Below are 26,690 nucleotides of genomic sequence, written 5' to 3' on the forward strand. Positions count from 1 at the left end.
TGGAAGCTGTACGTCTCGCGGAAGAAGAAGCGCAAAGACAAGCAGAAGAAGCCGCAAATGCCCAGCCAATCGAACAAGAAAAACCAAAGAAAGAAGGTTTTTTTAGTCGCCTGAAAAAAGGCTTATTAAAAACGCGTCAGAATCTTGGTTCGGGTTTTCTCGGTTTATTTAAAGGCAAAAAAATCGATGACGACCTTTTTGATGAGCTGGAAGAGCAGTTATTAATTGCGGATGTTGGTGTCGAAACTACCCGTAAAATTATTGATAATTTAACCCATCATGCTTCCCGTAAAGAACTAAAAGACGCGGAAGCGTTGTATGGCAAGCTGCGTGAAGAAATGTCTAATATTTTATCTACCGTGGATAAACCATTAGTGATCGAAGGTAAAAAACCTTATGTTATTCTTATGGTTGGTGTCAACGGCGTGGGTAAAACCACCACGATTGGTAAATTAGCGCGTCAGTATCAATCTGAAGGCAAATCGGTGATGTTGGCTGCGGGTGATACCTTCCGTGCTGCGGCAGTGGAACAACTGCAAGTATGGGGTGAGCGTAATAAAATTTCCGTTGTCGCTCAACATACTGGGGCAGACCCTGCTTCGGTGATTTATGATGCGATTCAATCAGCCCAAGCAAAAGGCGCGGATGTTTTGATTGCAGACACGGCAGGGCGCTTACAAAATAAAGCTCACTTAATGGAAGAGCTGAAAAAAATCGTTCGTGTGATGAAAAAGCTTGATGAATCAGCACCTCATGAAATCATGCTCACACTCGATGCTAGCACTGGACAAAATGCGGTTAGTCAGGCGAAAATTTTCAATGACGCCGTAGGGTTAACAGGAATTACACTGACAAAGCTCGATGGTACTGCAAAAGGTGGCGTGATCTTCTCAATTGCCGACCAGTTTGGTATTCCAATCCGTTATATTGGTATTGGGGAAGGTATTGAAGATTTACGTCCATTTAAAGCCGATGACTTTATCGAGGCTCTATTTGCCCGAGAGGAATAATTTTCGATGATTCGCTTTGAACATGTTAGTAAAGCTTATCGCGGTGGCCGCCAAGCGCTTCAAGGGGTAGATTTTCATCTACGCCCTGGCGAAATGGCATTTTTAACGGGTCACTCAGGTGCAGGTAAAAGTACATTACTCAAACTGATTTGCGGTATTGAGCGCCCAAGTGCGGGTCATATTCTGTTTAATGGTCATGATATCAGCCGACTAAAAGACAGAGAGATCCCTTTTCTGCGTCGACAGATCGGTATGATTTTCCAAGATCACCATCTGCTCTATGATCGCACTGTCTATGATAACGTGGCGATGCCTTTGATTATTTCAGGTGCGAGTAGTGAAGATATTCGCCGTCGTGTTAGCGCCGCACTCGATAAAGTCGGTCTGTTAGATAAAGCGAAAAACTTTCCAATTCAGCTATCTGGTGGTGAGCAGCAGCGAGTCGGTATTGCACGCGCGGTGGTGAATAAACCAACGATGCTTTTAGCCGATGAGCCAACGGGTAACCTTGATAGCGAATTATCTGAAGGAATTATGCGTTTATTTGAAGAATTTAACCGTGTCGGCGTGACTGTCTTAATGGCAACGCACGATATTGCGTTGATTGAACGTCGTCACTTACGTGTTTTGACCTTAAGCGAAGGTCGAATGCTTGGAGGTCAACATGGCTAAGAATGTCCGCAAAGCGAAGCCTGAACGTACCATGCAATCGAAAAGCAAAGCACTCAAAGGTGGTTGGCGTGAACAGTGGCGCTACTCTTGGTTAAATGCGTTAGCTGATATGCTAAGGCAGCCTTTGGCAACCTTTTTGACGGTAATGGTGATTGCTATTTCATTAGCGCTGCCAAGTTTGTGTTATATCGTTTGGAAAAACGTTTCCCAAGCAGCTGAGCAATGGTATCCGACACCCCAGTTGACAGTCTATTTGGATAAGTCTCTCGATGAACAAGGGGGACAAAATGTAGTGACTCAGCTGGAAGCTCTGGACGGTGTCGCGCATGTGAATTACTTATCTCGTGATCAAGCGATATCTGAATTCCGTAGCTGGTCTGGCTTTAGTACCGCCTTAGATATGTTAGAAGAAAATCCACTTCCTGCCGTTGCGATCATTACGCCAAAATTGGACTTTGAAGGATCTAATGCTTTGACAACACTGCGTGACCGCGTAAGTCAAGTTAATGGTATTGAAGAAGTGCGAATGGATGATAGCTGGTTCTCTCGGTTAGCGGCACTAACGAGGTTAGTGGGGCAAGTAGCATCTGTGATTGGCATTTTGATGATTGTTTCATTGTTTTTAGTGATTGGAAACAGCGTACGGTTAAATATCTTTGCTCGTCGCGATACGATTAATGTGATGAAACTCATTGGGGCAACCGATGGTTTTATTATGCGTCCATTCTTAAATGGCGGAGTTGTATTAGGCGCCCTCGGTGCGGTCATTGCCCTTATTATGACGTTTTTGTTAGTGTGGCAGCTATCGGATCTAGTGGCGCAAGTTGCGAGTGTATTCGGGACACAATTCCACATTGAAGGGCTATTGTGGGAAGAATCCTTGCTGATTATCCTAATGTCTGCGATTGTGGGTTGGGTAGCCGCATGGCTGGCAACATTACAACATTTACGTCATTTCAGACCTGAATAATGTTATTTATTCCATCGGTGCTAACGTATTGGCACCGATGGAAAAACTGAAATTCTGCGAACTTCTTTTCTAATTAAGTGTCAGATATTGACCTGCTGTTAACTATTCTTGTATATAATTTATTTAACGGGGCTAAGCTGATAAACTACGGTTTGTCTGTATCGAATCTCTCCCATTTCAGTACAATTCATAGAGGATCTTAATGACCAAAGATATGCAATCATTAGCGCTTGTTCCACAAGGAAGCATTGAAGCTTATATGCGAGCTGCCAATGCTTACCCTATGCTGACCGCAGAGGAAGAAAAGGAACTTGCTGAACGGCTGCATTACGATGGTGACCTCGAAGCTGCTAAGCAACTGATTTTATCTCATTTGCGTTTTGTGATTCACATTGCGCGTAGCTATGCAGGTTATGGTTTGCCACAAGCTGACTTAATTCAGGAAGGCAACATCGGTCTGATGAAGGCTGTGCGTCGTTTTAACCCTGAAGTGGGTGTCCGTTTGGTTTCTTTCGCGGTACATTGGATCAAAGCTGAAATTCATGAATACGTTCTACGTAACTGGCGTATTGTTAAAGTTGCCACGACAAAATCTCAACGTAAGTTATTCTTTAATTTAAGAAAGAATAAAAAACGTCTTGGTTGGTTTAACCAAGATGAAGTCAATATGGTTGCACAAGAACTGGGCGTAAGTACAAAAGATGTACTCGAAATGGAATCCCGTATGGCAGCGCAGGACATGGCATTTGATATGTCCGACGACGATGATAGCGGTGATTTCGGCGGTCCAGTTGCACCTGTGCTTTATTTGCAGGATAAGGCTTCAGACTTTGCAAATACCATTGAAGATGATAACTGGGAAAGTCATGCAACTGACCGCTTAGCGGATGCATTAGCATCGCTCGATGAGCGTAGCCAAGATATTATCCGTGCTCGCTGGTTAGATGATGACAATAAAACCACATTGCAGGAACTTGCTGATAAGTACGGTGTATCTGCTGAGCGTGTTCGTCAACTTGAAAAAAATGCCATGAAGAAACTTCGTTTGGCTATGGAAGATGAAGACGACGAGATGTAATCCTTTCAATAGGATATCTGCATGAAAGATTATCTGCATTTATTTTGCTGTCATTAGCATGGAATATAAATGCAGATAACTCATTCACCCACTATTCAGTCATAACGTTTATTCGCGGGAATAGAGCTCTAACGGTAGCCCATCAGGGTCTGCAAAGAAGGTAAAACGTTTCTGAGTATAAGGGTCAAGGCGTACCGCCTCACAAATCACCTGATTTTTTGCCAAATAGGCAATCCACTCCTCGATATTATCCACTTCAAACGCTAAATGACGTAAACCTGCGGCTTCTGGATAACTGAGCCTTTTTGGCGGGTTTGCAAAACTAAACAGTTCAATTTGATAATGCTCACCAAAAGCTAAATCTGCTTTCCATGAATCATTTTCTGGGCGGTAATGTTCCGAGAGTAGCTGTAGCCCAAGGATCTGACAATAAAAATGCTTACTCTGAGTAAAGTCAGAACAAATAATAGCAACGTGATGAATTTTATTAAGTTTCATATTAATGGCTCGATATGTCTCTGCCAGTTTTGATCGTTTTCTGTTGGGCGAAAACCACAGGCTGAAAGAAATTGTTCTAGGGCGATTTTGTTTTGTGGTTCGATACCTTGCAAGTTAAAGATCCAAGTGTGAATTTCAGGTAATTGACGGCAAATCTCTTGTAAAAGGTACAAGCCTACACCTCGTCGGCGTGTCACTTCACGAACATTAAAATCATAAATAACCCCTTGTTGTTGATGAATAGACACTTTAGCGGCTGCGAGTAATCTTTCATTAAAACGAGCGCCATAAAATTGCACGCCAGACTCAAGGTTTTGGATAAGCTGTGACCGATTCTGGTCTATCCAGATCTTCGAGAGGTCGATGTACTGTTGCTCAGTAGGATTGACCAGAGGAATGATGGTTAGTCTCATTTATTTTGATCCATTTCATGGTGCATGTTACACGCTATTCTAACAGCAGAGTGATCTGTAACCGATTTTTTAATTTTAAAGAGAAAAATTTGGTCTCTCTGCATTTTCCGAGTTTCACTCGGATTAAGCTAAATTTAACTGGAATATAACACTAGTATTTACAAAAAATACACGTTTTATCATTAGGTTTTTATTCTGTAATTGATGTAAATACCTACTCTATTCATTTGCTATTTAGCATAATTCTCTTGTTTAATGGTCTGAAATATATAGCCTTATTGGCTATGTTTTGAAATATCAGGCATTGAACCTGTCAACGATAATAATTGATTATAAATCAATCACAAACACTCACAATCATACACACAATATTGATGGCGGGGACGCACGAATGAAGAATAGTAATAAAGCATTATTAGCAGGTTGTATCGCAATGGCATTAAGTCCAGCCGGATGGGCGAAAGAGATTAAAATCGCAGTCGTGGGCGCAATGTCGGGTCCCGTGGCACAGTATGGGGATATGGAATTTACGGGCGCTCGCCAAGCAATTGCAGATATCAATGCTAAAGGTGGCATTAATGGGGATACGCTTGTTGCTGTTGAATATGATGATGCGTGTGATCCAAAACAAGCGGTTGCCGTCGCCAACAAAGTGATTAACGATGGCATTAAACACGTTATTGGGCACCTGTGCTCCTCTTCCACTCAGCCAGCTTCAGATATTTATGAAGATGAAGGCGTTCTGATGATTACCCCTGCTGCAACCAATGCTGATTTAACTACGCGAGGTTATCAGTTAATCATGCGTACCACAGGATTGGATTCTGACCAAGGTCCAACGGCAGCAAAATACATTATCGAAAAAATCAAACCGAAACGCATTGCTGTGGTTCATGATAAACAACAATATGGCGAAGGTTTAGCACGTTCAGTGCGTGAAAGTCTGAACAAAGCGGGTGTGAAAGAAGTAATGTTTGAAGGGGTTACCGCGGGAGATAAAGATTTCTCTGCGCTGGTGGCTAAGCTGAAAAAAGAGAACGTAGATTTTGTTTATTTTGGTGGTTACTACCCAGAAATGGGGCAAATTTTACGTCAATCGAAACAATCAGGTCTGAATATTCGCTTTATGGGACCTGAAGGTGTCGGCAACTCTTCACTTTCTAATATTGCGGGTGATGCATCAGAGGGAATGCTGGTGACGTTACCAAAACGTTATGATCAAGTACCTGCTAACCAACCCATCGTCGATGCGATTAAAAACAAAAAAGAAGATCCGACAGGACCGTTTGTTTGGACAACCTATGCGGCAATTCAAGGCTTAACCACGGCAATGCAGCGCACAGGAAGTCAGGAACCCGACGTTCTTGCGAAAGATTTAAAAGCAAACCCAGTGGATACTGTGATGGGGCAATTGAGCTGGCAGCCAAATGGTGACCTGAAAGGTTTCGAATTCGGTGTGTTTGAATGGCACAAAGACGGAACCTCTACTGCACAAGAGTAATTCTCATTTTTGATTGAGAAATTGAGTATTCAGTGATGAGCTGGAGGCTTGGAAACAGGCTTCCAGCTTCTGCTCTCCATAGAGGGACAGTAGTTTGAAAGGATAATCTTATGTCAGACCAAATTCTGTATTTTATTCAGCAATTCCTCAATGGTTTAACGTTAGGAAGCACTTACGCGCTGATTGCTATCGGTTATACCATGGTGTATGGCATCATCGGAATGATCAACTTTGCCCATGGCGAAGTGTATATGATTGGTAGCTACGTTTCGTTCATTGTTATCGCGGGCTTAATGATGCTCGGTATTGATGTGGGCTGGATCCTTGTTGCGGCAGCCTTTGTTGCAGCCATTGTGGTATCGAGTTCCTACGGTTGGAGCATTGAACGAGTTGCTTATCGCCCAGTTCGCCATTCTAAACGCTTGATTGCGCTGATCTCTGCGATCGGGATGTCTATTTTCTTACAAAATTACGTCAGTTTATCTCAAGGATCACGAGATCTGGCATTACCGAGTTTGATCACCGGACAGTGGAGCATTGGTGAAAGTGATGGCTTCTCTGCCATTGTGACCAAAATGCAGCTCACTATCTGGATAGTGACTTTCCTTGCCATGCTGGCATTAACCCTGTTTATCCGCTACTCCCGTATGGGGCGTGCGTGCCGTGCTTGTGCGGAAGATTTAAAAATGGCGAGCTTGCTTGGCATTAACACTGACCGTGTGATCTCCCTGACGTTTGTGATCGGTGCAGCGATGGCGGCAGTGGCGGGTGTGTTATTAGGGCAATTTTATGGGGTCATTAACCCATATATTGGCTTCATGGCAGGAATGAAAGCGTTTACCGCGGCGGTGTTAGGCGGAATCGGTAGTATTCCTGGCGCAATGCTAGGCGGCTTGATTCTGGGGGTTGCGGAAGCGATGACCTCTGCATATCTAAGCACGGAATACAAAGATGTCGTTTCATTTGGTTTATTGATTGGTGTTCTGTTGATCATGCCAACGGGCATTCTGGGTCGTCCGGAGGTCGAAAAAGTATGAGAAAAGAAAATTGGATCAGCGCCATTATTGCCTCCGTCACCTTCTTTATTTTAGCGGTATTTATGATGGGGCTAAAATTAGGCCTCGATGGCACTAAGCTGATTGTGGAATCTGGGGGAGACGTTCGTTGGAATTGGATCTTCGTCGGCATCGCCATTATCTTTGTGTATCAATTAATTCGCCCCGCGTTAAGCAAAGTGTGGCAAGGCGTGCCCAAAAAATCGTGGGCGTTACCAGATTTTGACGGCGGCTCGCTCAGACAAAAAATTATCGGCATTGCCATTATTGTTGGTGCCATTATTTGGCCCTTTATGGTTTCTCGTGGTAGCGTCGATATTGCCACATTAACCTTAATCTACGTGATGCTGGGGTTAGGCTTAAACGTGGTTGTTGGGTTATCCGGGTTATTGGTACTCGGCTATGCGGGCTTCTACGCTATCGGCGCCTATACCTTTGGCTTACTTAATCACTATTATGATTTCGGTTTCTGGGAAAGCTTACCGATTGCCGGCTTAACGGCGGCATTAGCTGGGTTGTTATTGGGCTTCCCTGTTCTGAGGCTGCGAGGGGATTATTTAGCAATTGTGACCCTCGGATTTGGGGAGATTGTCCGTATTTTATTATTAAATAATACGGACATCACAGGGGGACCGAATGGGATTAGCCAACTGCCAAAACCCACCTTTTTTGGTTTAGAGTTTAGCCGTACAGCAAAGGATGGATGGGATACATTTCACCACTTTTTTGGGTTGGATTATAACCCCGGTGACCGGATCATTTTCCTCTATTTTGTCGCGTTACTGTTGGTCGTGCTCACGTTAATCGTGATAAGCCGTTTACTGCGTATGCCATTAGGGCGCGCGTGGGAAGCGCTGCGCGAAGATGAGATTGCGTGTCGATCATTAGGGTTAAGCCCAACGCGTATAAAATTAACCGCCTTTACCATCAGTGCAACATTTGCAGGGTTCGCAGGTGCATTATTTGCTGCACGGCAAGGCTTTATCAGTCCGGAGTCCTTCACATTTGCTGAATCTGCGTTTGTGTTAGCGATCGTGGTACTCGGGGGAATGGGATCGCAAATGTCCGTGATTTTAGCGGCGATCATCTTAGTGGTTTCACGGGAAATGATGCGCGATCTGAACGAATATAGCATGCTGCTACTGGGTGCATTGATGGTGTTAATGATGATCTGGCGCCCACAAGGCTTATTACCGATGCAGCGCCGCCAAATGAAGCTGAAAAGCGCACAAGGAGGCGGAGCATGATATCAATGACACCTTTATTGCAAGTAAGTGGCTTAACGATGCGTTTCGGTGGTTTATTAGCCGTGAATAATGTAGAGCTCACGCTAAACCAAGGGGAAATTGTTTCGTTGATTGGTCCCAACGGTGCGGGTAAAACCACGATATTTAACTGTTTAACCGGGTTTTACAAGCCAACCAGCGGGGCTATTTTGTATCGTGATAAACACCTTGAAGGGCTGCCAGGGCAAGCTATTGCTCGCCTAGGCGTCATCCGTACCTTTCAGCATGTTCGCTTGTTTAAAGAGATGACGGTTATTGAAAATTTACTGGTTGCTCAGCATCAGCATCTTAAAAGTGGCATCTTTTCAGGATTACTAAAAACGCCCGCATTTCGTCGAGCAGAAGCGGATGCATTGGATAACGCGGTGAACTGGTTAGAGCGCGTCAATCTTTCCGAGTTTGCGAATCGTCAAGCTGGTAACTTGGCATATGGTCAGCAGCGCCGCTTGGAAATAGCACGCTGTATGGTGACACGCCCTGAAATTTTGATGTTGGACGAGCCCGCAGCAGGACTGAATCCCAAAGAAACCAACGATCTGGATGAGCTGATTGCCGAATTACGTAGCCACCATAACGTCTCTATTTTATTGATTGAACATGATATGAAATTGGTGATGGGGATCTCTGATCGTATTTATGTGGTAAACCAAGGTACGCCTTTGGCGAATGGTACACCCAATGAAATTCGGCAGCATCCTGATGTCATCAAAGCCTATTTGGGAGAAGCTTATTGATGTTGGAATTTAAACAAGTTTCCACCCATTACGGGAAAATTCAGGCGCTGCATAACGTCAGCTTGAATATACAAAAAGGGGAAATAGTCACCCTGATTGGCGCGAATGGAGCAGGGAAAACGACGCTACTCAGTACGTTATGTGGCGATCCTAGAGCATCATCCGGTCAGGTACTTTATCGTGGGGGGGATATTACTCAGCTACCGACGCCGCAAATTATGCGTAAAGACATTGCATTGGTGCCAGAAGGTCGTCGGGTCTTTTCTCGTATGACCGTCGAAGAGAACCTCGCCATGGGCGGTTTTTTCGCGGATCGCCAGCAGTACCATGAGCGTATCGATCGCGCTTATTCGCTATTTCCTCGGTTGCATGAGCGCCGCAGCCAGCGTTCAGGAACCATGTCGGGTGGTGAGCAACAGATGCTGGCTATTGGGCGAGCCTTGATGAGTCAGCCGGAGTTATTGCTCCTGGATGAGCCATCTCTTGGGTTGGCTCCGATTATTATTATGCAAATTTTCGACACAATTTTGCAGCTACGGGAAGAGGGGATGACCATATTCCTTGTGGAGCAAAATGCTAACCAAGCTTTGAAACTGGCTGATCGAGGTTATGTGCTAGAAAATGGGCATATTGTTCTGGAAGATACTGGAAAATCATTATTAGCAAATGAAGCCGTGCGTAGTGCATATTTAGGTGGATAATCTAATATTATTTGGATAAAAATACCCCATAAAATAGATTAGATATTTATGGGGTATTTTATTTCATAGAGATTAATTATACTTCTGAGTGATTTTTATGGTTAATAAATCATTCTTATTTGGATCTTGAGTTAATTCACCATTATTATGACTGACTAGGTAACTTTTTCTCTCGGTAAAAAGCACCGTATTTTCTAATATTTTCTCTGGTTGTATTTGCTTTAAATAATATTCATTTCTAGAAGTGATGATGTAATTATTATCTTCCGTTTTCTCGATATTAATCGTTAATTTATCATTTTCTTTTGACTGAGGAATAATATAGTCACAATTTTTATTTTTCATTGTCAGAGTAATATAAGGCTCTGCAAGATGGCCTTGATGGGCAATTTGGCACAGTTTTTCCGCGTGTGGAAATGTGACAAATTCAATCAAAAATCGCAATCTTTCTTCTTGCGTAAATTGGTTACTAAATTCGGGCATTTCTAAACCTAAACATGTCATGGTGTAGTTTATGCGATTGAAATCCTTGAGAAATTGTTCTGGTAGTTTATCTGCATCTCTAGGATTATGAGTTTCAACCCGCTGGTCTGCACTGTTTGGTAGGTAGGGTTCTAGCGTTTCATTCCATTGATAAACGACCGCGCTATCTTTAGTTTCCATCTCCGCTATTTTAGGAATTTCAAAAGTTTCATTTAAAAATTGCGTAGCTTGGTATTGAGTATTGGATTGCGTTACTGCGGGTATTTCTTTTTTAAAAGAATTTTTAAATTTATCCCAAAAAGAGAGATTGCTTTGATTGGTTTTTTTTATATGGTTATTTTTAATTGTATTTTCTGATTGATTGGCGGAATAAATTGATGGGTTTGAAACTTGATTTAATTTAGACATAATTGTTCCATAGTTTATTAATTAATCATGAATTGATCGTATATTAAACGAGTTAGCTTATTAAATATTGCAAAAAAGAATGATAAGCGAATCTCTTATATCCACTATGTATAGTGATGAGTGTAGTTATATAAAAGTATAATTTATTCGCTACTAATAAGTGGTGGTAAGCATAAAAGGTGTGTATCGGCTGTAACTGCTGCGTAGTTAATGTGAGGTTTCTCTCATTTCTGTTATTTGCTTGTTTCTGCATAAAAATTTAAATGTATATACAAGTTTCTGTGTAGAAACAGCATCCTAGTTATTGTTGTCTAACTTTTCTTCATCTTCCTTCTCCACTGTTGAGACAAAAATTCAAATTTAAATGTATATACTTTGTGAGCTAAATGTATATATATTTAATTATCAACTAAGCAAACCAAGCAGAAAGACAGTATCTAGCCATTATTATTTTTATTTAATTTATTGATAGTAAAAGTAAGTTTTAATATTTTCACTGCCTAGAAACTGTCTGTTCGCCATGATCTCAACAATGATAAATAACCAAAATTGTTAATTTTGCGTTAAACCAAGTGGATGGATAGGGGATAAAACAATGTTAAACCGTACAGATGCAACACGTGTGATCCGTGCCCCGCACGGTAGCCAAAAGAGCTGCAAAAGTTGGCTGACCGAAGCCGTATATCGCATGATCCAAAACAACTTAGATCCTGATGTTGCCGAACATCCACAAAGTCTTGTTGTGTATGGTGGAATTGGTCGTGCCGCCCGCGATTGGGAATGCTACGACAAAATTTTAGACGTATTAAAAAACCTCGAAGATGATCAAACCTTACTGGTGCAATCAGGTAAACCGGTGGGGGTATTCCCAACGCATGTAGATGCTCCGCGAGTGTTAATTGCTAACTCAAACATCGTACCCCATTGGGCTAACTGGGATCATTTCAACGAATTAGATCGTAAAGGCTTGATGATGTACGGGCAGATGACAGCAGGCTCGTGGATCTACATTGGCTCACAAGGGATTGTTCAAGGCACTTATGAAACCTTTGTTTCACTCGCAAAACAGCATTTTAATGGCAACCCAGCGGGTCGTTGGATTCTGACGGGGGGCTTAGGTGGAATGGGGGGCGCGCAGCCATTAGCCGCAACGATGGCAGGCTTTAGCATGATAGCGGTTGAGTGTGATGAAAGCCGTATCGATTTCCGTTTAAGAACGCGTTACGTCGATAAAAAAGCGACGTCTTTGGATGAGGCTCTAGGCTATATCGAAGAAGCGAAAGCGAGCGGTCAGCCAGTGTCAGTCGGCTTATTAGGTAATGCGGCGGATGTGTATAGCGAGTTAGTTAAACGCAATATTACGCCAGATTCAGTCACTGACCAAACCAGTGCCCACGATCCCGTTCATGGTTATCTGCCTCAAGGTTGGACATTAGCTCAGTGGCGTGACAAGCAACAAAGCGCACCCGCTGAAGTGACTAAAGCGGCGAAGAAAAGTATGGCGGTGCAAGTTGATGCCATGCTGCAAATGCAAAAACGTGGCTCAGCAGCATTTGACTACGGCAACAACATTCGTCAAATGGCAAAAGATGAAGGGGTCAGTAACGCCTTTGATTTTCCAGGATTTGTACCTGCTTATATTCGTCCTCTGTTCTGTGAAGGCATTGGTCCTTTCCGTTGGGTTGCACTGTCTGGTGATCCAGAAGATATCTATAAAACTGACCAGAAAGTGAAAGAGCTGATCCCTGATGATAAGCATCTGCACAATTGGTTAGATATGGCGCGTGAGCGTATTGCTTTCCAAGGTTTGCCAGCTCGTATCTGTTGGGTGGGTCTGAAAGATCGTGAAAGATTAGGGCGTGCATTTAATGAAATGGTGAAAAATGGCGAGCTGAAAGGTCCAGTGGTGATTGGTCGTGACCACTTAGACTCCGGCTCTGTCGCAAGCCCACATCGAGAAACCGAATCGATGAAAGATGGCTCAGATGCCGTATCTGATTGGCCATTACTGAATGCGCTGCTGAACACTGCGGGTGGTGCAACATGGGTTAGCTTACATCACGGTGGTGGTGTGGGTATGGGCTTCTCGCAACATGCTGGTGTGGTGATTGTGTGTGATGGCACTGATGCGGCAGACAAACGCCTTGCTCGCGTACTGCACAATGACCCTGCAACTGGGGTAATGCGTCATGCAGATGCAGGTTATGACATCGCTATTCATTGTGCGAAACAGCAAGGGCTTAACTTGCCGATGGTTAAGTAATGTCGAATGCCGGTTCAATAGAGTCGGCACCTTTTAGCCTCACATAAGGAATTCATGATGAATACGGCAACGACCCAAAAACCACACGGACCTTTGGCGGGGATCAAAGTGATTGATTTAAGCCGTGTACTAGCAGGACCTTATTGCACCGGAATGATGGCAGATTTGGGTGCTGAAGTGATCAAAATTGAAGTCCCTGATCATGGTGATGATAGCCGTCATTTGGGGCCTTTTATTGATGGTGAAAGTGTTTATTACGGATTGATCAATCGCGGGAAGCGCAGTATTGAGTTAGATCTTAAAGCGGATGCGGATCGTCAGATTTTATTCCAATTGATCACAGAAAGTGACGTGGTGGTGGAAAACTTCCGTCCTGGTGTGACCAAGCGTCTTGGGATCGATTTCGACAGTGTTAAACAGCTAAATCCTAATATTATCTACGCCAGCATTTCAGGGTTTGGACAAAACAGTCCTCTCGCAAGTTACCCAGCCTATGACATTGTGGCACAAGCAATGTCTGGATTGATGAGTGTGACAGGCTTCCCCGAATCGGGACCGACACGTAGCGGTGAATCCATTGGTGATGTGTGCGCAGGCGTATTTGCCTCATGGGCGATTAGCAGCGCGCTGTTTGCTCGCGAACGTCACGGTGAAGGCGCTCAATATATTGATGTGGCGATGGTGGATGTCTTACTCAGCATGCAGCTTACCGGACTGTCGAATTTATTTGCGAATGGTAAAGCCCCAAGTTTGGTGGGTAATCGCCATCCAGTTTCAACACCATTTGATACTTACCAAGCGAAAGACGGTTTAGTGGTGATAGCGATCGCGAGCGAAAAACTCTTCCAACGCTTATGTGAATGTATGGAGAAGCCGGAATTACCCCAAGATTCGCGTTATTTAAATGACCCTGTTCGTACTATTAACCAAGCCGCATTGCGCCAAGAAATTGAAGATTGGACAGGAACAAAAAGCGTCGAGGAAGTGTGCGATTTACTGCTCAATGCGGGAGTACCTGCTTCACCAATCCACAATTTACAGCAAGCCACACAAAGTGAGCATGCTCAAGTACGCCAAGTATTAACCCATTTAAACGATGGCGGTACTCCACTGATTTCTCAGCCAGTTTTCTTTAATGGCGTGAAACCGAAAGTGACCCAAAGAGCCCCAGCTCTCGGGGAAGGCAATGAACGTTATAAGCCAACAACAATGATGAAAAGTGCGGAGACGATGCAATGAGTTTTGAGATTAACGAAACGGAATACGCGATTGTAGATGCTGTGGAAAAAGTGTGCCGCGATATCCTGCAAGCGAACGCTCAACGCTATGATGAAGAAGAGATTTTCTGTGCGGAAAGCTTAACTGCATTGGGTGAAATGGGTTGTTGGGGGATTAACTTACCCGAGCAATACGGTGGTTTTGGTATCGGTAGCATTGCGATGAGCATGATCGTTGAAGCGGTGGCGGCAGCGTGTGCTTCAACATCATCAGCACTCACCGCACATTTTTTAGCCACAGACTCAATCTTGATTGGTGGCACTGAAGCGCAAAAAAATGATTGGTTACCGAAAGCAGCGAGTGGGGAATTGCTGGGTGCGTTTGGATTGACAGAACCCGCTGCGGGTTCAAACCCCGCCGACATGCGCACAACCGCCACCCGTGAGAATGGTGGTTGGCGAATTCGTGGTAATAAACACTATATTACCAATGCTAAAGAAGCTGATTTCATTGTGCTGTATGCCAAAACAGATGTTGAGGCGGGGGCCCGCGGCATTAGTGCATTTATGATCCCGAAAGGCACTGAAGGTGTGGCGTTTTCTCACCCAGAAAAAACCATGGGCCTGCGTGGTAGCACTATTTATGAGTTAGCACTCAACTGTTGGTTACCTGAATCGGCTTTATTGGGGGAGGAAGGCAAAGGATTTCACACGGCAATGGAAGTCTTGGATAAAGGGCGAGTGGAAGTGGCAGCCACCTCTCTGGGAATTGCTCGCGCAGCGATGGAGAGCACATTAGGTTGGGTGAAAGAGCGCCAAATAGGTAAGAAGCCATTGGCCGCCTACCAAGGAACACAGTGGAAGCTTGCTGATATGCACACACAATTAGAAGCTGCTCGTATGTTGACGTGGAATGCGGCTGAACTGCGTGATTCTGGGCAACGTTTTAGTTTGCAATCAGCAACGGCAAAATTGTTTGCTGCGGAATGTGCGGGTTTTGTTACCGATGCGGCCTTACAGCTACATGGTGGGTATGGTTATATTCGTGATCTACCCCTAGAGCGCTATGTACGAGATGCCCGTATTTTGCGTATCTTTGAAGGGACCTCAGAAATTCAAAAAATCATTATTTCTCGCGCCGTTCTCGACGCTTAATTTTGATAGGTTCGACCCGATAGGTAAGACAGGACTTATCGGGGTTTCTAAGTAATAACAGGAGCACTACCCTGACAACAGGATCATGGACTTAAAAACACAACAACAATCAGGTTTAAGAATGTATTTCAATTATTAATGACGGGTAGATATAACAATAAAATACCCGCATCGCGTCAAATGCCTGTGCCTAACCGCATAGAGAATCCATTGCTGACGGCTAATTGGTCCATTCTTTAAGCCAGCCTTGCTTAAAGAGGAGTTACCATGACAGTTTCCAACGATATCATCGGGCAAAAGCAGTCTCGCCAAGATAACGTTCCACTTATCGAAGCACGTTCCATTGACTATATTCCTGAATCTGAGCGACATGGCACCTTATCGAGCCAGTTTACATTATGGTTTGGTGCGAACTTACAAATCACGGCAATCGTCACCGGGGCGTTAGCGGTCGTGTTGGGTGGGGATGTATTTTGGTCGTTGATCGGTTTGTTTATCGGACAATTACTGGGAGGCGCGGTAATGGCGCTCCACGCAGTGCAGGGGCCGAAGCTAGGTTTACCGCAAATGATCTCCAGCCGCGTTCAGTTCGGGGTTTATGGTGCGGTGATCCCTATTTTATTGGTCTGTATGATGTACGTTGGGTTCTCTGCCAGCGGTACGGTATTAGCAGGGCAAGCCGTTGGGCAATTACTGAACGTTAGCGACTGGATGGGGATCGTGATTTTTGGGATAGTGATCATTGGTATCACTATCTGTGGTTACCGCATTATTCATATTTTAGGTAAAGTGGCGAGTGTCGTTGGTATTATCGCATTCTTCTACCTGTTCTTCCGTTTGTTCTATATGAATGACGTCTCTGTATTATTGGCAAACCGTCACTTTGATTGGACAAATTTCCTGCTAGCAATGTCATTGTCAGCGTCTTGGCAAATTGCTTTCGGTCCTTACGTTGCGGATTATTCCCGCTATTTGCCGACTAAAACTCCCACCATTAAAGCTTTCTTAGCGGTAGGTTCGGGTACAGTAATTGGAACCCAAGCCTCTATGATCCTTGGGGTATTTGCCGCCGCGCTGGCAGGTAATCAATTTGCAGGTCACGAAGTGTCCTACATTGTTGGACTGGGGAGTACCGGTTTAATTGCAGCGCTACTGTATATCAGTATTTTCTTCGGTAAAGTCACTATCACTGCGCTGAACGCTTACGGTAGTTTTATGTCGATGGCAGCGATTTGGTGTGGTTTCCGTGGTAAGCAGCAAATTTCCCGCGGTCAGCGACTGTTCTTTATTATTCTTATGGTGAGTTTCTCGACGATACTTGGGCTTGCAGGACAGCACTCATTCTTAAAATTATTCTCTGCTTTCTTACTGTTTTTATTGGCATTTTTTACACCATGGAGTGCCATCAACCTGGTGGACTACTACTGGGTAACCAAAGGTCGTTATGACGTACCGCAATTATCTAATCCGAATGGCCGCTATGGTCGCTGGAATAAGGTGGGGATCATCACTTATGTGGTAGGTGTGTTGATCCAGATGCCATTTATTGCGACAGGATTCTATACCGGACCGTTGGTGGAAAGCTTAGGCGGCGTGGATATTTCATGGATTGTCGGCTTAGTGGCAACCAGCATTATCTACTATGCAGCTGTTAAAATTTGGCCAATGTCAGTGGCGCCAAGTTTGATATTACCTGAAACCAAATAAGATTTATTTCTTATATAACATCTTAATTTTCCAAATATAAAAATAGTCAGTGATGGCGTCCTAGCAGTGAAAAAATTCACTGCTATGGGCTCCTTCACCCTAAAAAAATTAAATATTCAACAGATGCAACAAAGTGCGTGATAGGAGTGGTTATGAAAATTTTAGTCGCGGTGAAACGAGTGATTGACCATAACGTCAAGGTGCGTGTTAAAGCGGATGGCTCAGGAGTTGAGCTGGCGAATGTAAAAATGGCAATGAACCCATTTGATGAAATCGCGGTAGAAGAAGCAGTACGCTTAAAAGAAGCGGGTAAAGCCACTGAAGTTGTCGCGGTATCTATTGGCGAAGCCAGTGCACAGGACACCTTACGTAGTGCAATGGCGATTGGTGCCGACCGAGCTATTTTGATTCAACGGTCCGCAGAACTGGTATTAGAGCCATTGGATATCGCCCGTCTTTTACAGCAGGTTGTTAAACAAGAACAGCCGGATTTAATTTTGCTGGGTAAACAAGCTATCGATGACGATTGCAACCAAACCGGTCAAATGCTTTCAGCCTTATTAGGCTACGCCCAAGCTACGTTTGCTTCACAGGTAGTGGTTGAAGGTGCAAGGCTGCAAGTCACCCGTGAAATTGATGGTGGTTTGGAAACGTTATCCATGGGGTTACCCGCGATTGTGACAACGGATTTACGCTTAAATGAACCTCGCTATGCCACATTACCTAACATCATGAAAGCAAAGAAAAAACAATTAGATATTATTGATGTGGCGACATTGAACTTCAGCCCATTAGGGCAAGTGAAAACCTTAAGTATTACTGAACCAAAAAAACGTTCTGGGCAGTGCACTATGTTGAATGATGCCATTGCATTAGTCACTGAACTGCAAGCTAAAGAAGTGATTTAATAGGGAGCCTGAATATGAGCCAATTATCCGTTTTAGTCGTTGTTGAGCACGATAACCAAACCATTAAATCCTCAACATATAACAGCATAACGGCTGCGCGCGAAATCATTGCACAAGGAGGGGGTTTGCATGTCCTCGTGGCTGGAAGCCAAATAGCTTCTATTGCTCAATCTGCGGCGACGCTGAGTGGCGTAGAAAAAGTCATCACAGTGGATGCCGAGCCATTAAAGCATGCCCTTGCGGAACCAATGACTAACGCAGTCGCTGCGGTCGCACAAGGGTATAGCCACATCATTTTCCCTGCGACCACATTTGGTAAAAATATTGCACCACGAGTGGCTGCAACGTTAGGTGTTTCTCAGATTTCAGATATTACTCAGGTTGTAGATGCTCAAACGTTTGTTCGCCCGATTTATGCCGGAAACGCATTGGCAACGGTACAAAACAATGGTCATCAAGTTGTGATCACCGTAAGAAGTTCTGCTTTTTCTGGTGCCGTCGATACCCAATCCCCCGCAGTGATAGAACCCGTAGTGGTCACAGAATTAAATCAACTCTCAGAACTGACTAGCCAGTCATTAACGCAGATGAGCCGCGCAGAATTGAGTTCTGCCAAAGTGGTGATCTCTGGGGGGCGTGGTTTAAGTTCGGGGGAAAATTTTGCCTTATTGGAAACCATCGCCGATAAATTAGGTGCTGCGGTAGGTGCATCACGTGCCGCAGTGGATGCGGGGTATGTACCGAATGATTACCAAGTGGGGCAAACGGGCAAAATTGTTGCGCCTGATCTCTACATTGCGGTTGGGATCTCCGGTGCCATTCAACATATTGCGGGCATGAAAGAGAGCAAAGTGATCGTCGCGATTAACAGCGATCCAGAAGCCCCCATTTTCCAAGTGGCAGACTACGGTATCGTCGGTGATCTGTTTGAGATCTTACCTGCATTTGATAAAGCGCTGGCATAAGGAAGGACACCATGACTACCGACAATAGTGCCAATATCACGGCGTCTTCGACGCGAGAATCAATGGAATTTGATGTCCTGATTGTCGGTGGAGGACCCGCAGGATTATCGGCGGCAATTCGTCTTAAGCAACTCGCAAGCGAAACAGGTAAAGACCTTAGTGTCTGCTTAATCGATAAAGGCTCAGAGGTCGGCGCGCATATTTTATCGGGCGCGGTCATCGACCCGCGAGGTCTTAACGAGCTATTACCTGACTGGCAACAAACGGTTTCTGCATCACTCACGCCCGTTGGTGAGGACCGCTTCTTATGGCTCAAGGAGCATAAAGCTAGCAAGCTGCCATTAGCTTTGTTACCTGCCTGCCTGAAAAATCATGGCAACGTGATTGGTAGCCTTGGGCAAGTCAGTGCTGCACTTGCGGCAGAGGCTGAGCAGCTTGGCGTCGATATTTTTCCTGGATTTGCTGCCACAGATGTCCTTTTTGATGATGCAGGACAGGTGATGGGCGTGACCACAGGGGATATGGGGTTAGACAAGCAGGGTAACCCCACTGCTATGTATCAAGCGGGAATGAATCTACTGGCAAAAATGACCTTCTTTGCAGAAGGGTGTCGAGGGCAGCTAGGTAAGCAGTTAATTGCTCATTTCGACTTAGCGGTAAATCGTGGTAAGCAGACTTATGGATTAGGTTTAAAAGAAATTTGGCAGATCCCTAAAGAGCAGCATCAAGCGGGATTAGTGGTGCACTCAGTAGGGTGGCCTCTCGATAATCAAACCTACGGAGGTGGATTTGCGTATCACTACGGGGAAAATTTGGTTGCGGTGGGGCTGGTGGTCGGGCTGAATTATGAAAATCCGTATTTGTCCCCGTTTGAGGAGTTCCAGCGTTTAAAGACCCATCCTGCATTTAGTGAGTTTCTACAAGGTGGTGAGCGAATCAGTTATGGTGCACGTACCATGGTTGCTGGGGGCTTACCTGCTCTGCCTGAATTAAGTTTCCCCGGTGGTGCATTGATAGGGGATGATGCGGGATTCTTGAATGCGGCACGGATTAAAGGCAGTCACTGCGCAGTGAAAAGTGGCATGCTAGCCGCTGAAGCACTATTTGACGCATTTGCCGACGATCAGGTCGATTACACGCAATTTACCCGCCAGTTTCAACAAAAGTTCGAACAAAGCTGGTTATATGATGAGTTATACCAAACGCGTAATTTCAAGCCTTACATGAAAAAAGGGCTGGTGCTCGGATCATTGCTATTTGGGGCTGAGCAATGGTTATTAAAAGGGCGCACCCCATGGTCGTTAAAGCTTAAAATGGATGACCATCAAGGGCTTAAACCTGCAAGCCAATTTGAGCCAATATCTTATCCGAAGCCGGATGGTAAATTAACGTTTGATAAGCCGTCATCGGTATTTTTATCGAATACTCACCATGCGGAAGAGCAACCTTGCCATCTACGCTTGAAAGATATTGAAATACCTATTCGTGTCAATTTATCCATTTACGCTTCACCGGAAACTCGGTATTGCCCTGCGGGGGTCTATGAAGTTGTGAATATACAGCAGCAGGAAAAACTGCAAATAAATGCGCAAAATTGCCTGCATTGCAAAGCCTGTGACATTAAAGACCCTCTGCAAAATATTACGTGGACAGCACCGCAAGGGGGAGAAGGACCGATTTATCAAGGTATGTAGTTTTGTTGTGATGTTGATGTGTTGATACCACTGTAATTTCTGTGATGTGGAAATTATCGAGGTATATTATTGTGTTATCAGTCGTTTTGGGGCAGAAGTGCCCCATTTTTTATGGCAGAAAAGTTAGTTTTCAATGCGAGAATGTAATTTCAATTTATAGCGAGAACCTGCGCTGATCATATTGACGTAACTGATCAATATGTTGCCTGTCCATGTCCGGCGGCTGAGTTGTAAACAAGGGGCATTTTCTTTGATGGATAGGGCTTGAGCAAGCGTTTTACTTGCTAGGATAGCCTCAATCGTGTGCTCCATTTCACTGACAGGAAAGTGGCGTTGCAAATAGCCGCTAGGGGTTTCAGTATGACCAAACTGCTGCTGAACAAATTCAGGAACAAGTTCATGATTAACAAAGCGTTCTTCCAACATCAGTGGAATATCATTTTCAAAATGCAGCATTTTACAGTAACCAATGTTACTGCCTTCCGTGACACCGAGTTGCAAGGCGATGTCTGCTGTCGCAGGAATGACCTTTAATTGTAATTGGTGACCTGCATATTTATTTCCACTAACCGAAATTTCATCAAAAATATCAAACGCTTTGGTTACAGGAAGTTCATGTTTTTGGGTAGCGACAAACGTACCTTTCCCTGCAATACGATTCAAGATACCTTTCTGACTCAGCTCAGAAATCGCTTTATTCACCGTCATACGGCTAACATTAAATTGGGCGCATAGCTCAAGCTCTGTGGGGATTTGAGTTTCGGGTTTAAAAATCCCTAAATCAATACTCCGCAAAATGTAAGATTGAATTTGCTTGTAGGCCGGTTTTGATGTCATCACATTTATTCAAATTTGTCGTTAACGGTAGGTATAAAATAATCTATTTTTTGGGACTCATGGCATTCAAAATAACGCATAGGCGCCAGTCTAACAGTAATTATTTCCTTTACTAGAGTTGGGTCTCATTTTAAGAGTAAAACAGGTATTTACCCACTTTTTGCTGTTTTGGCTTTTAACCTGTAATTATCCGAATTGTTTTATTATAAGACAACTTTGACTAGGGCAATATACCTTTATTTATTATCATAATATTAAATTAACTATAACAAATAGGCATCATTAATGGGTGTTCAATATTTTCAGGTTAAGCTAATCCAGTGCGACTATAAACATGTTTCACCAATGGGCATGGTAAGGCTAATTACATCGGATAAAGTGTTTTTCTTCAATGCTGAGGATTTTGAAAATAGCCAAATATTTTTGGAACGATTACAAAAAGATGACACATTGATTATCTCTGCTGAACAACTGAATGACGGTAGTTATTGGCTAAATTGGGTTTATCATCCTGAGTATGGACGCTTGGAACCAGACAGAAATCTTAAGTTTGACAAAGGATTAGTGAAACAATACCTGCTGTCTTTAGGGCTTACAGCTCTCTTTATACCTGCCTATTTTTGTCTATTTACTGATGAAGATAGTGTGTGGTTAATTGTTATTGCATCATTACTCGCGATGGCTGCCTTCACGGGGGCTGTTTTGTTGTATATGTGTATTTCACAGACCTTCACCATTTTTAGCAGAAAACGAAAAGCAATTTTGCGCGCCCTAGATTTGGTGATTGATGGTAAGTTTCAGGTATTGTCTGGCGAAAATCTGATCCAGATTGAGGGAATTAAAAATCCAAAATCTAAATCACTTAAAATAAACGCAACTTTGGATAAATTGCCCCCTGAACCATCTTTGAGCGTGACAAAGGGCAACGTTAACCTCAAAAACATCAATATTATTGAATACTATTATCGTGGCAATACGACTATTCGCCATGAAGTCGAGTTGCAGGTGAATAAAAGCCATTTGAATTTAAAATTAGATGGCGCGAAACCTTTCTTTAATAATCATAGTTTTTTTCTGGCTCAGGGTGATGAGGTTGAGGTTTATCACTCTAAATTATCGGAAAACCAGCCTGATAACGTGGTGTTTGGGGTATTCAACTATCAAGATAATTTAGCCTATACCTTATCTGCTCGAAACATGGCGCAGGAGCGAGGATTGTATTTAGGATTATGGTGGATTACCGGCATTATTTTGGCATTGTTGCTGGCAGTGTTTGGGGCTATTTCCATTATGGAGATTCAAGACCGAGGTGGTCACTGGGACTCATGGGATTGGCTATATCTACTGGATAATGATTTGATATTTATCGGATTTGCTAGCTCAATAACACTTGGCATCTGCTTTTTAATCGCTTTGGGGATGGCGGCATATTATCAGTTTTCTAAACGCGGTCGTGCCTACTATCAAACTCAAGCCATTTTGAGCACATTACGTCGCCAACAAGGTAAAGATGGTTACGTTATGGAGGTACGCTAATGAATCCATTTCTGAGTTGGCGATTTCTGGTGACGGGCGCCATTTTTTTTGTGTGCCTAGGGGGGACGCTATTTTTGGTATTCCGTGGGGATGATAGCCCCTGGAGATGGAAAGATAATTACCAAGAGAGCAGTGCCTATATTGCGGATTATGATTATGCCAAAACCTATCCGGCGAAAAATGGCACGCTGATAATTACTCAGAAAAATCGTCGCTCGTCATATTATTACAATCGTCTCGATGCGTATGCGTCTGGCAGAGAAGACCGTTATCAGGTGTTATTTGCGAATCAAGAAGGTGTGCGTTTCATCACCCAAGATGACAACAGCTTTTATAATGTGGTGTGTGATGATACTCAGTGTCTATTAATGGTGCGGGGTGGGTATCGCACCGTGAATTTATCTGACTATTCAGTGGGACCATTAACCCCTTGGAAAGAGGGTGATGGAGAATATGTTTATTCGGCAATCACTGGGAATATTTACCAAAGTAGTCCGGGTGAGCCTTACGTGCTGATAGATAGTCAAAATATTTTTACCAGTGCAGACAAAGGGTTAACATGGCAATATTTGATGAATCCTCGCGAGTTAGTGAAACGCTTTTATCCTGAAGAGATCGCTGACAACTCCACGTTTTCATATGCTGTGCATCATGGCAATGTAGTGATGTGGTATAGCTACGGTAACGAAATGGGCTCCCTTGAAGTGGTGGTCAATATTGCCCAAAAAACGGTGGTGAGCCATCGGTGGCTACCGATTCGTATCAACGAAGCCGCCCAAAATCTGAAAGGGGACATTTACCTGATTGCGCAGGAGCCTTCGCGCAGATTATTTTCTCTGTATCAGTATCAAAATGGTGATTTTAGGTTGATCAGGGAGGCGGGTTATAACCATTTGCAAGATATGAAAGTTGCCAATGATGGTTTGCTTGTGGCGGAATATGCCAGAGGTGCTCTGCAATATTTAACGCTCGACTTTGCTAGCGGTCAGTTACATCGTCGTTCTGACTTAGAATGGTATAACAAATTATTTATTCCTGAGCTGCAAGGATTTATTGAGCTATCAACCGATTATAGTGATGAATCCGCGTTGGCTGCGGGAACACAACTTCGTTATCGTACAGCGTATTAATTTAAGGCGATGGAATAGGGGCATTGTGCCCCTATTGATGATAGGCAGGCTATGGTCGTTTTTTGGGAAGTAAAATCACTGCGGTGGCGGCAATCACGGCGACGATAGAAAACGCAATAAAGTTCCAACTGGTGGCAATTCCTAAGCTCGCGATATACGCGCCGAACATCGGACCGGTCATGGCACCAATGCGTGAAAAACTTAATGCCCATCCAGTGGCGGATGCGCGCGCTTTTGATGGATAGTAATTGGCAATGTAACCCGTCAAAATCAACGCTGCGGAAATACTACCAACCCCTGCAAATGCCACAAGTAGGTAGTTAATATAAATATTTTGTTTGAAAACCATGCAGCCAATTCCGATTGCCCCTAATAGGAAGAAAAAGGCAACAGACCCTCGAACGCCACGCTTATCGGCGATTTTTCCTAAGAATAACCCGCCTAATGCTGACGCTAAGCTAAATACGACTAAAAAGGTTAAGCTGGAGCCTAAGTTATAACCTTCCTTACGCATGATGGAAGGTAGCCACGTATTTAAGCCATATACCAGCAACATGCCGCAGAACAACGCTACCCAAAAACAGGCTGTTGCGCGCAAATGAGTCCACGCAAAAACCACGGAGACTATCTCTTTTAAGCGTTGAGGCTGCTGTTTTTGTTGTGCGGGCGGTGCTTGATATTCAACATCTAATGTTTGTGCTAGTGATTGTGCTTCAGCATGACGACCTTTATGGGTGAGGAATTCTAAGGATTCAGGTAATAGGCGAGCCATGGGCCAAACGAGCAAGAGTGGTAAAGCGCCAAAGCCAATAACACTGCGCCAACCAAATTGTTCCAGTAGCCACATTGCGACCAGTGCTGCGCAGAGGATCCCAAGCGAGTAGCCAGAATACATAATCCCGTAGTTAAATGAGCGTTTTTCAGCGGGAGAATATTCGATGGTCAATGCTGCGGCGACAGGGATCACCCCTCCTAAGCCAATACCACCAATAAAGCGCATAAGCCCAAATATCCAAGGCGTAGGTGCAAGAGCCGCAGCGAGCATTGTCAGTGAAAACAAGGTAACACAGGCCAAAAGCATGCGACGACGACCATAGAGTTCACTCAGTGTTCCGATAATAAATGCTCCAAAAAACATACCGACTAAGGCGTAGCTACTGAGAGCACCAAGCTCTAACGGGGTAAGATTCCATTGTTTGTATTCTGCGAGCGTCGGTAGAACGGCGCCCATCACGCCGACATCATAACCTTCAAATAAAATACTCATCCAGCAGATCAATAACACTTTTGAGGTGGTTTTAGTGGAGCCAAAAGATTTAATGGCGACGGTCTCTGTTGTCATGCTTCACTCTCTTATTGGGTGCTTAATTTTGTCGAATGCAGAGTTGCAGGTGTTGTTATTATTTAAATTGCCACCCATACACTCATCTTTTCTGCAAAAAATGATAATTGAAAGTGTTAATAAAAGGTTAAATTAATGCAGTAAATGGATAGGGTTTGCAGTAAACATGAAATACGGGCAGAAACGGGGAATTAAACAGTGAAATGAAGCTCTAATATTACATTGCAGTTATGTTATCGATTAATAAAAGGTGTGGTATGAATTTAAAAGCAGTATGTCTCGTTGGGTTTGCGATTGCGGCATTACCGATGTTGTCGTCAGCAAAATCGACCTCAGCATTAAAATCCCCAGAAAAAAACGTACTATGCGATAAGTATGTCTGCTTTAGCGCCAAAGATGGGGTATCTACGGAGCTGACTAAGAAGTATTTAGGTGATAAACGCGCGAAAGTAATTGAGCAAGGTGGCGATTTTGATAAAACGGCCATGACGTTTGCCAATGGGATTTTCTGCGATATTAATGAGCAGAAGTGCCATATCGACCGTTACTTTGACGCGGATGGAAAGCGCAGTGCGGTATCGAAAGAGTATACTCACAAGCTATTTGAAAAATAATGTTTAGAGTGAAATTATTAAATTGATATCATTAAGTAAAGCCTTTGTATAAGGCTTTACTTAATTCAAATATATTCTCAGTGAAATGACTTTTTAACGTTAATAAATTAATTTTAAAATCACTATTTATTATTTAATTATAAAACAAAATCAAATTATTAACGTTTATTTAATAGTTGTTTATCTAAATAATATTGTGACCATAATCATAGTGTGAGGGGTTATTTAACACATTTTGTGATGAAGATACAAATAACAGACAATTGCTATTAAATTCATCTGAAAATTGTTATATACCATACTCAAGGTTGTACTAATTCCTTACTGATGGGAGTCCTAGTATGTTTCTTTTAAGTGAGTTACTCATGTCGAGGCGCTTCTTCTATCTGAAGAAATGGTTCAATATTGATATTTCTTTAGCTTATTTTTTTCCGCACAAATAACCTTTCTTTTTTCTCTCTCCCAAGATCTATTCGCTTATTTTTATAAGTTCGAATTTCTGTTTTTATTATT

At 43.6% G+C, this 26,690-nt stretch carries 24 protein-coding genes; 19 read left to right on the forward strand and 5 right to left on the reverse strand.

Annotated features, from left to right (window positions below):
* From ftsY to rpoH, 4 genes are all read left to right on the forward strand, one after another.
* A partial coding sequence (ftsY, locus tag PSF16_RS04060; RefSeq protein WP_272688816.1) for a signal recognition particle-docking protein FtsY occupies positions 1–1,010 on the forward strand: 1,010 nt, incomplete at its 5' end.
* A gap of 6 nt (positions 1,011–1,016) precedes the next feature.
* On the forward strand, positions 1,017–1,682 hold the full coding sequence (gene ftsE / locus PSF16_RS04065; protein ID WP_006659030.1) for a cell division ATP-binding protein FtsE: 666 nt from the start codon (positions 1,017–1,019) through the stop codon (positions 1,680–1,682).
* On the forward strand, positions 1,675–2,652 hold the full coding sequence (ftsX, locus tag PSF16_RS04070; protein WP_006659031.1) for a permease-like cell division protein FtsX: 978 nt from the start codon (positions 1,675–1,677) through the stop codon (positions 2,650–2,652). Before ftsE ends, ftsX begins: the two co-directional genes overlap by 8 nt.
* 202 nt (positions 2,653–2,854) lie before the next feature.
* The gene (gene rpoH / locus PSF16_RS04075; protein ID WP_006659032.1) at positions 2,855–3,730 is read left to right on the forward strand and encodes an RNA polymerase sigma factor RpoH; all 876 of its coding nucleotides are present in this window, start codon (positions 2,855–2,857) and stop codon (positions 3,728–3,730) included.
* A 108-nt stretch (positions 3,731–3,838) separates the two neighbouring features.
* Here the strand turns inward: rpoH and gloA2 are convergent, their stop codons facing one another.
* Positions 3,839–4,228 carry an SMU1112c/YaeR family gloxylase I-like metalloprotein gene (gene gloA2, locus PSF16_RS04080; RefSeq protein WP_006659033.1) on the reverse strand — a complete coding sequence of 130 codons (390 nt, stop codon included), beginning with the start codon at positions 4,226–4,228 and terminating at the stop codon, positions 3,839–3,841.
* Complete coding sequence (panM, locus tag PSF16_RS04085) at positions 4,225–4,641, reverse strand: aspartate 1-decarboxylase autocleavage activator PanM (RefSeq protein WP_006659034.1); 417 nt, start codon at positions 4,639–4,641, stop codon at positions 4,225–4,227. The genes gloA2 and panM overlap by 4 nt, the downstream gene beginning before the upstream one ends.
* Positions 4,642–5,032: 391 nt before the next feature.
* Here panM and PSF16_RS04090 point away from each other — a divergent pair, with 391 nt between their 5' ends.
* From PSF16_RS04090 to livF, 5 genes are all read left to right on the forward strand, one after another.
* Positions 5,033–6,142: a branched-chain amino acid ABC transporter substrate-binding protein gene (locus PSF16_RS04090; RefSeq protein WP_006659035.1), complete on the forward strand. Its 1,110-nt coding sequence runs from the start codon at positions 5,033–5,035 to the stop codon at positions 6,140–6,142.
* A gap of 110 nt (positions 6,143–6,252) precedes the next feature.
* Positions 6,253–7,179, forward strand: a complete 927-nt coding sequence (gene livH, locus PSF16_RS04095) for a high-affinity branched-chain amino acid ABC transporter permease LivH (RefSeq protein WP_036976084.1) — start codon at positions 6,253–6,255, stop codon at positions 7,177–7,179.
* Complete coding sequence (locus tag PSF16_RS04100; RefSeq protein ID WP_006662879.1) at positions 7,176–8,444, forward strand: high-affinity branched-chain amino acid ABC transporter permease LivM; 1,269 nt, start codon at positions 7,176–7,178, stop codon at positions 8,442–8,444. Before livH ends, PSF16_RS04100 begins: the two co-directional genes overlap by 4 nt.
* Before the next feature lie 5 nt (positions 8,445–8,449).
* The gene (gene livG / locus PSF16_RS04105) at positions 8,450–9,217 is read left to right on the forward strand and encodes a high-affinity branched-chain amino acid ABC transporter ATP-binding protein LivG (RefSeq protein WP_036968887.1); all 768 of its coding nucleotides are present in this window, start codon (positions 8,450–8,452) and stop codon (positions 9,215–9,217) included.
* Entirely contained in the window at positions 9,217–9,918 is a 702-nt protein-coding gene (livF, locus tag PSF16_RS04110) for a high-affinity branched-chain amino acid ABC transporter ATP-binding protein LivF (RefSeq protein WP_272688817.1), read from the forward strand. The genes livG and livF overlap by 1 nt, the downstream gene beginning before the upstream one ends.
* A gap of 72 nt (positions 9,919–9,990) precedes the next feature.
* Here the strand turns inward: livF and PSF16_RS04115 are convergent, their stop codons facing one another.
* The gene (locus PSF16_RS04115; RefSeq protein WP_006662880.1) at positions 9,991–10,809 is read right to left on the reverse strand and encodes a hypothetical protein; all 819 of its coding nucleotides are present in this window, start codon (positions 10,807–10,809) and stop codon (positions 9,991–9,993) included.
* Positions 10,810–11,404: 595 nt separating this feature from the next.
* Between PSF16_RS04115 and hutU the strand changes: the two genes are divergently transcribed.
* From hutU to PSF16_RS04150, 7 genes are all read left to right on the forward strand, one after another.
* The gene (hutU, locus tag PSF16_RS04120; protein WP_006659041.1) at positions 11,405–13,072 is read left to right on the forward strand and encodes a urocanate hydratase; all 1,668 of its coding nucleotides are present in this window, start codon (positions 11,405–11,407) and stop codon (positions 13,070–13,072) included.
* A 57-nt stretch (positions 13,073–13,129) separates the two neighbouring features.
* Positions 13,130–14,311, forward strand: a complete 1,182-nt coding sequence (locus tag PSF16_RS04125) for a CaiB/BaiF CoA transferase family protein (protein ID WP_036959936.1) — start codon at positions 13,130–13,132, stop codon at positions 14,309–14,311.
* The gene (locus PSF16_RS04130; RefSeq protein WP_036959938.1) at positions 14,308–15,444 is read left to right on the forward strand and encodes an acyl-CoA dehydrogenase family protein; all 1,137 of its coding nucleotides are present in this window, start codon (positions 14,308–14,310) and stop codon (positions 15,442–15,444) included. Before PSF16_RS04125 ends, PSF16_RS04130 begins: the two co-directional genes overlap by 4 nt.
* 267 nt (positions 15,445–15,711) lie before the next feature.
* The gene (locus tag PSF16_RS04135; protein ID WP_006659044.1) at positions 15,712–17,151 is read left to right on the forward strand and encodes a purine-cytosine permease family protein; all 1,440 of its coding nucleotides are present in this window, start codon (positions 15,712–15,714) and stop codon (positions 17,149–17,151) included.
* 152 nt (positions 17,152–17,303) lie between these two features.
* A complete protein-coding gene (locus PSF16_RS04140; RefSeq protein WP_272688818.1) occupies positions 17,304–18,059 on the forward strand; it encodes an electron transfer flavoprotein subunit beta/FixA family protein in 756 nt (251 codons plus the stop codon).
* Positions 18,060–18,073: 14 nt separating this feature from the next.
* Positions 18,074–19,024 (forward strand): electron transfer flavoprotein subunit alpha/FixB family protein, encoded by a 951-nt coding sequence (locus PSF16_RS04145; RefSeq protein ID WP_006659046.1) that lies wholly within the window; start codon positions 18,074–18,076, stop codon positions 19,022–19,024.
* 11 nt (positions 19,025–19,035) lie between these two features.
* Positions 19,036–20,718 carry an electron transfer flavoprotein-ubiquinone oxidoreductase gene (locus PSF16_RS04150; RefSeq protein ID WP_272688819.1) on the forward strand — a complete coding sequence of 561 codons (1,683 nt, stop codon included), beginning with the start codon at positions 19,036–19,038 and terminating at the stop codon, positions 20,716–20,718.
* A gap of 123 nt (positions 20,719–20,841) precedes the next feature.
* On the opposite strand, the gene PSF16_RS04155 is transcribed toward PSF16_RS04150, so the two are convergent.
* Complete coding sequence (locus PSF16_RS04155; RefSeq protein WP_006659048.1) at positions 20,842–21,555, reverse strand: UTRA domain-containing protein; 714 nt, start codon at positions 21,553–21,555, stop codon at positions 20,842–20,844.
* 285 nt (positions 21,556–21,840) lie between these two features.
* Between PSF16_RS04155 and PSF16_RS04160 the strand changes: the two genes are divergently transcribed.
* On the forward strand, positions 21,841–23,091 hold the full coding sequence (locus tag PSF16_RS04160; protein ID WP_272688820.1) for a hypothetical protein: 1,251 nt from the start codon (positions 21,841–21,843) through the stop codon (positions 23,089–23,091).
* On the forward strand, positions 23,091–24,221 hold the full coding sequence (locus tag PSF16_RS04165) for a hypothetical protein (RefSeq protein WP_036978825.1): 1,131 nt from the start codon (positions 23,091–23,093) through the stop codon (positions 24,219–24,221). Before PSF16_RS04160 ends, PSF16_RS04165 begins: the two co-directional genes overlap by 1 nt.
* A 49-nt stretch (positions 24,222–24,270) precedes the next feature.
* On the opposite strand, the gene PSF16_RS04170 is transcribed toward PSF16_RS04165, so the two are convergent.
* Complete coding sequence (locus PSF16_RS04170; RefSeq protein WP_006659052.1) at positions 24,271–25,563, reverse strand: MFS transporter; 1,293 nt, start codon at positions 25,561–25,563, stop codon at positions 24,271–24,273.
* Between the two features lie 257 nt (positions 25,564–25,820).
* Between PSF16_RS04170 and PSF16_RS04175 the strand changes: the two genes are divergently transcribed.
* Positions 25,821–26,177 carry a YcgJ family protein gene (locus PSF16_RS04175; RefSeq protein WP_006659053.1) on the forward strand — a complete coding sequence of 119 codons (357 nt, stop codon included), beginning with the start codon at positions 25,821–25,823 and terminating at the stop codon, positions 26,175–26,177.
* Positions 26,178–26,690: the final 513 nt, after the last annotated feature.

It is taken from the genome of Providencia sp. PROV033, assembly GCF_028484855.1.
Classification (GTDB): Bacteria; Pseudomonadota; Gammaproteobacteria; order Enterobacterales; family Enterobacteriaceae; genus Providencia; species Providencia alcalifaciens.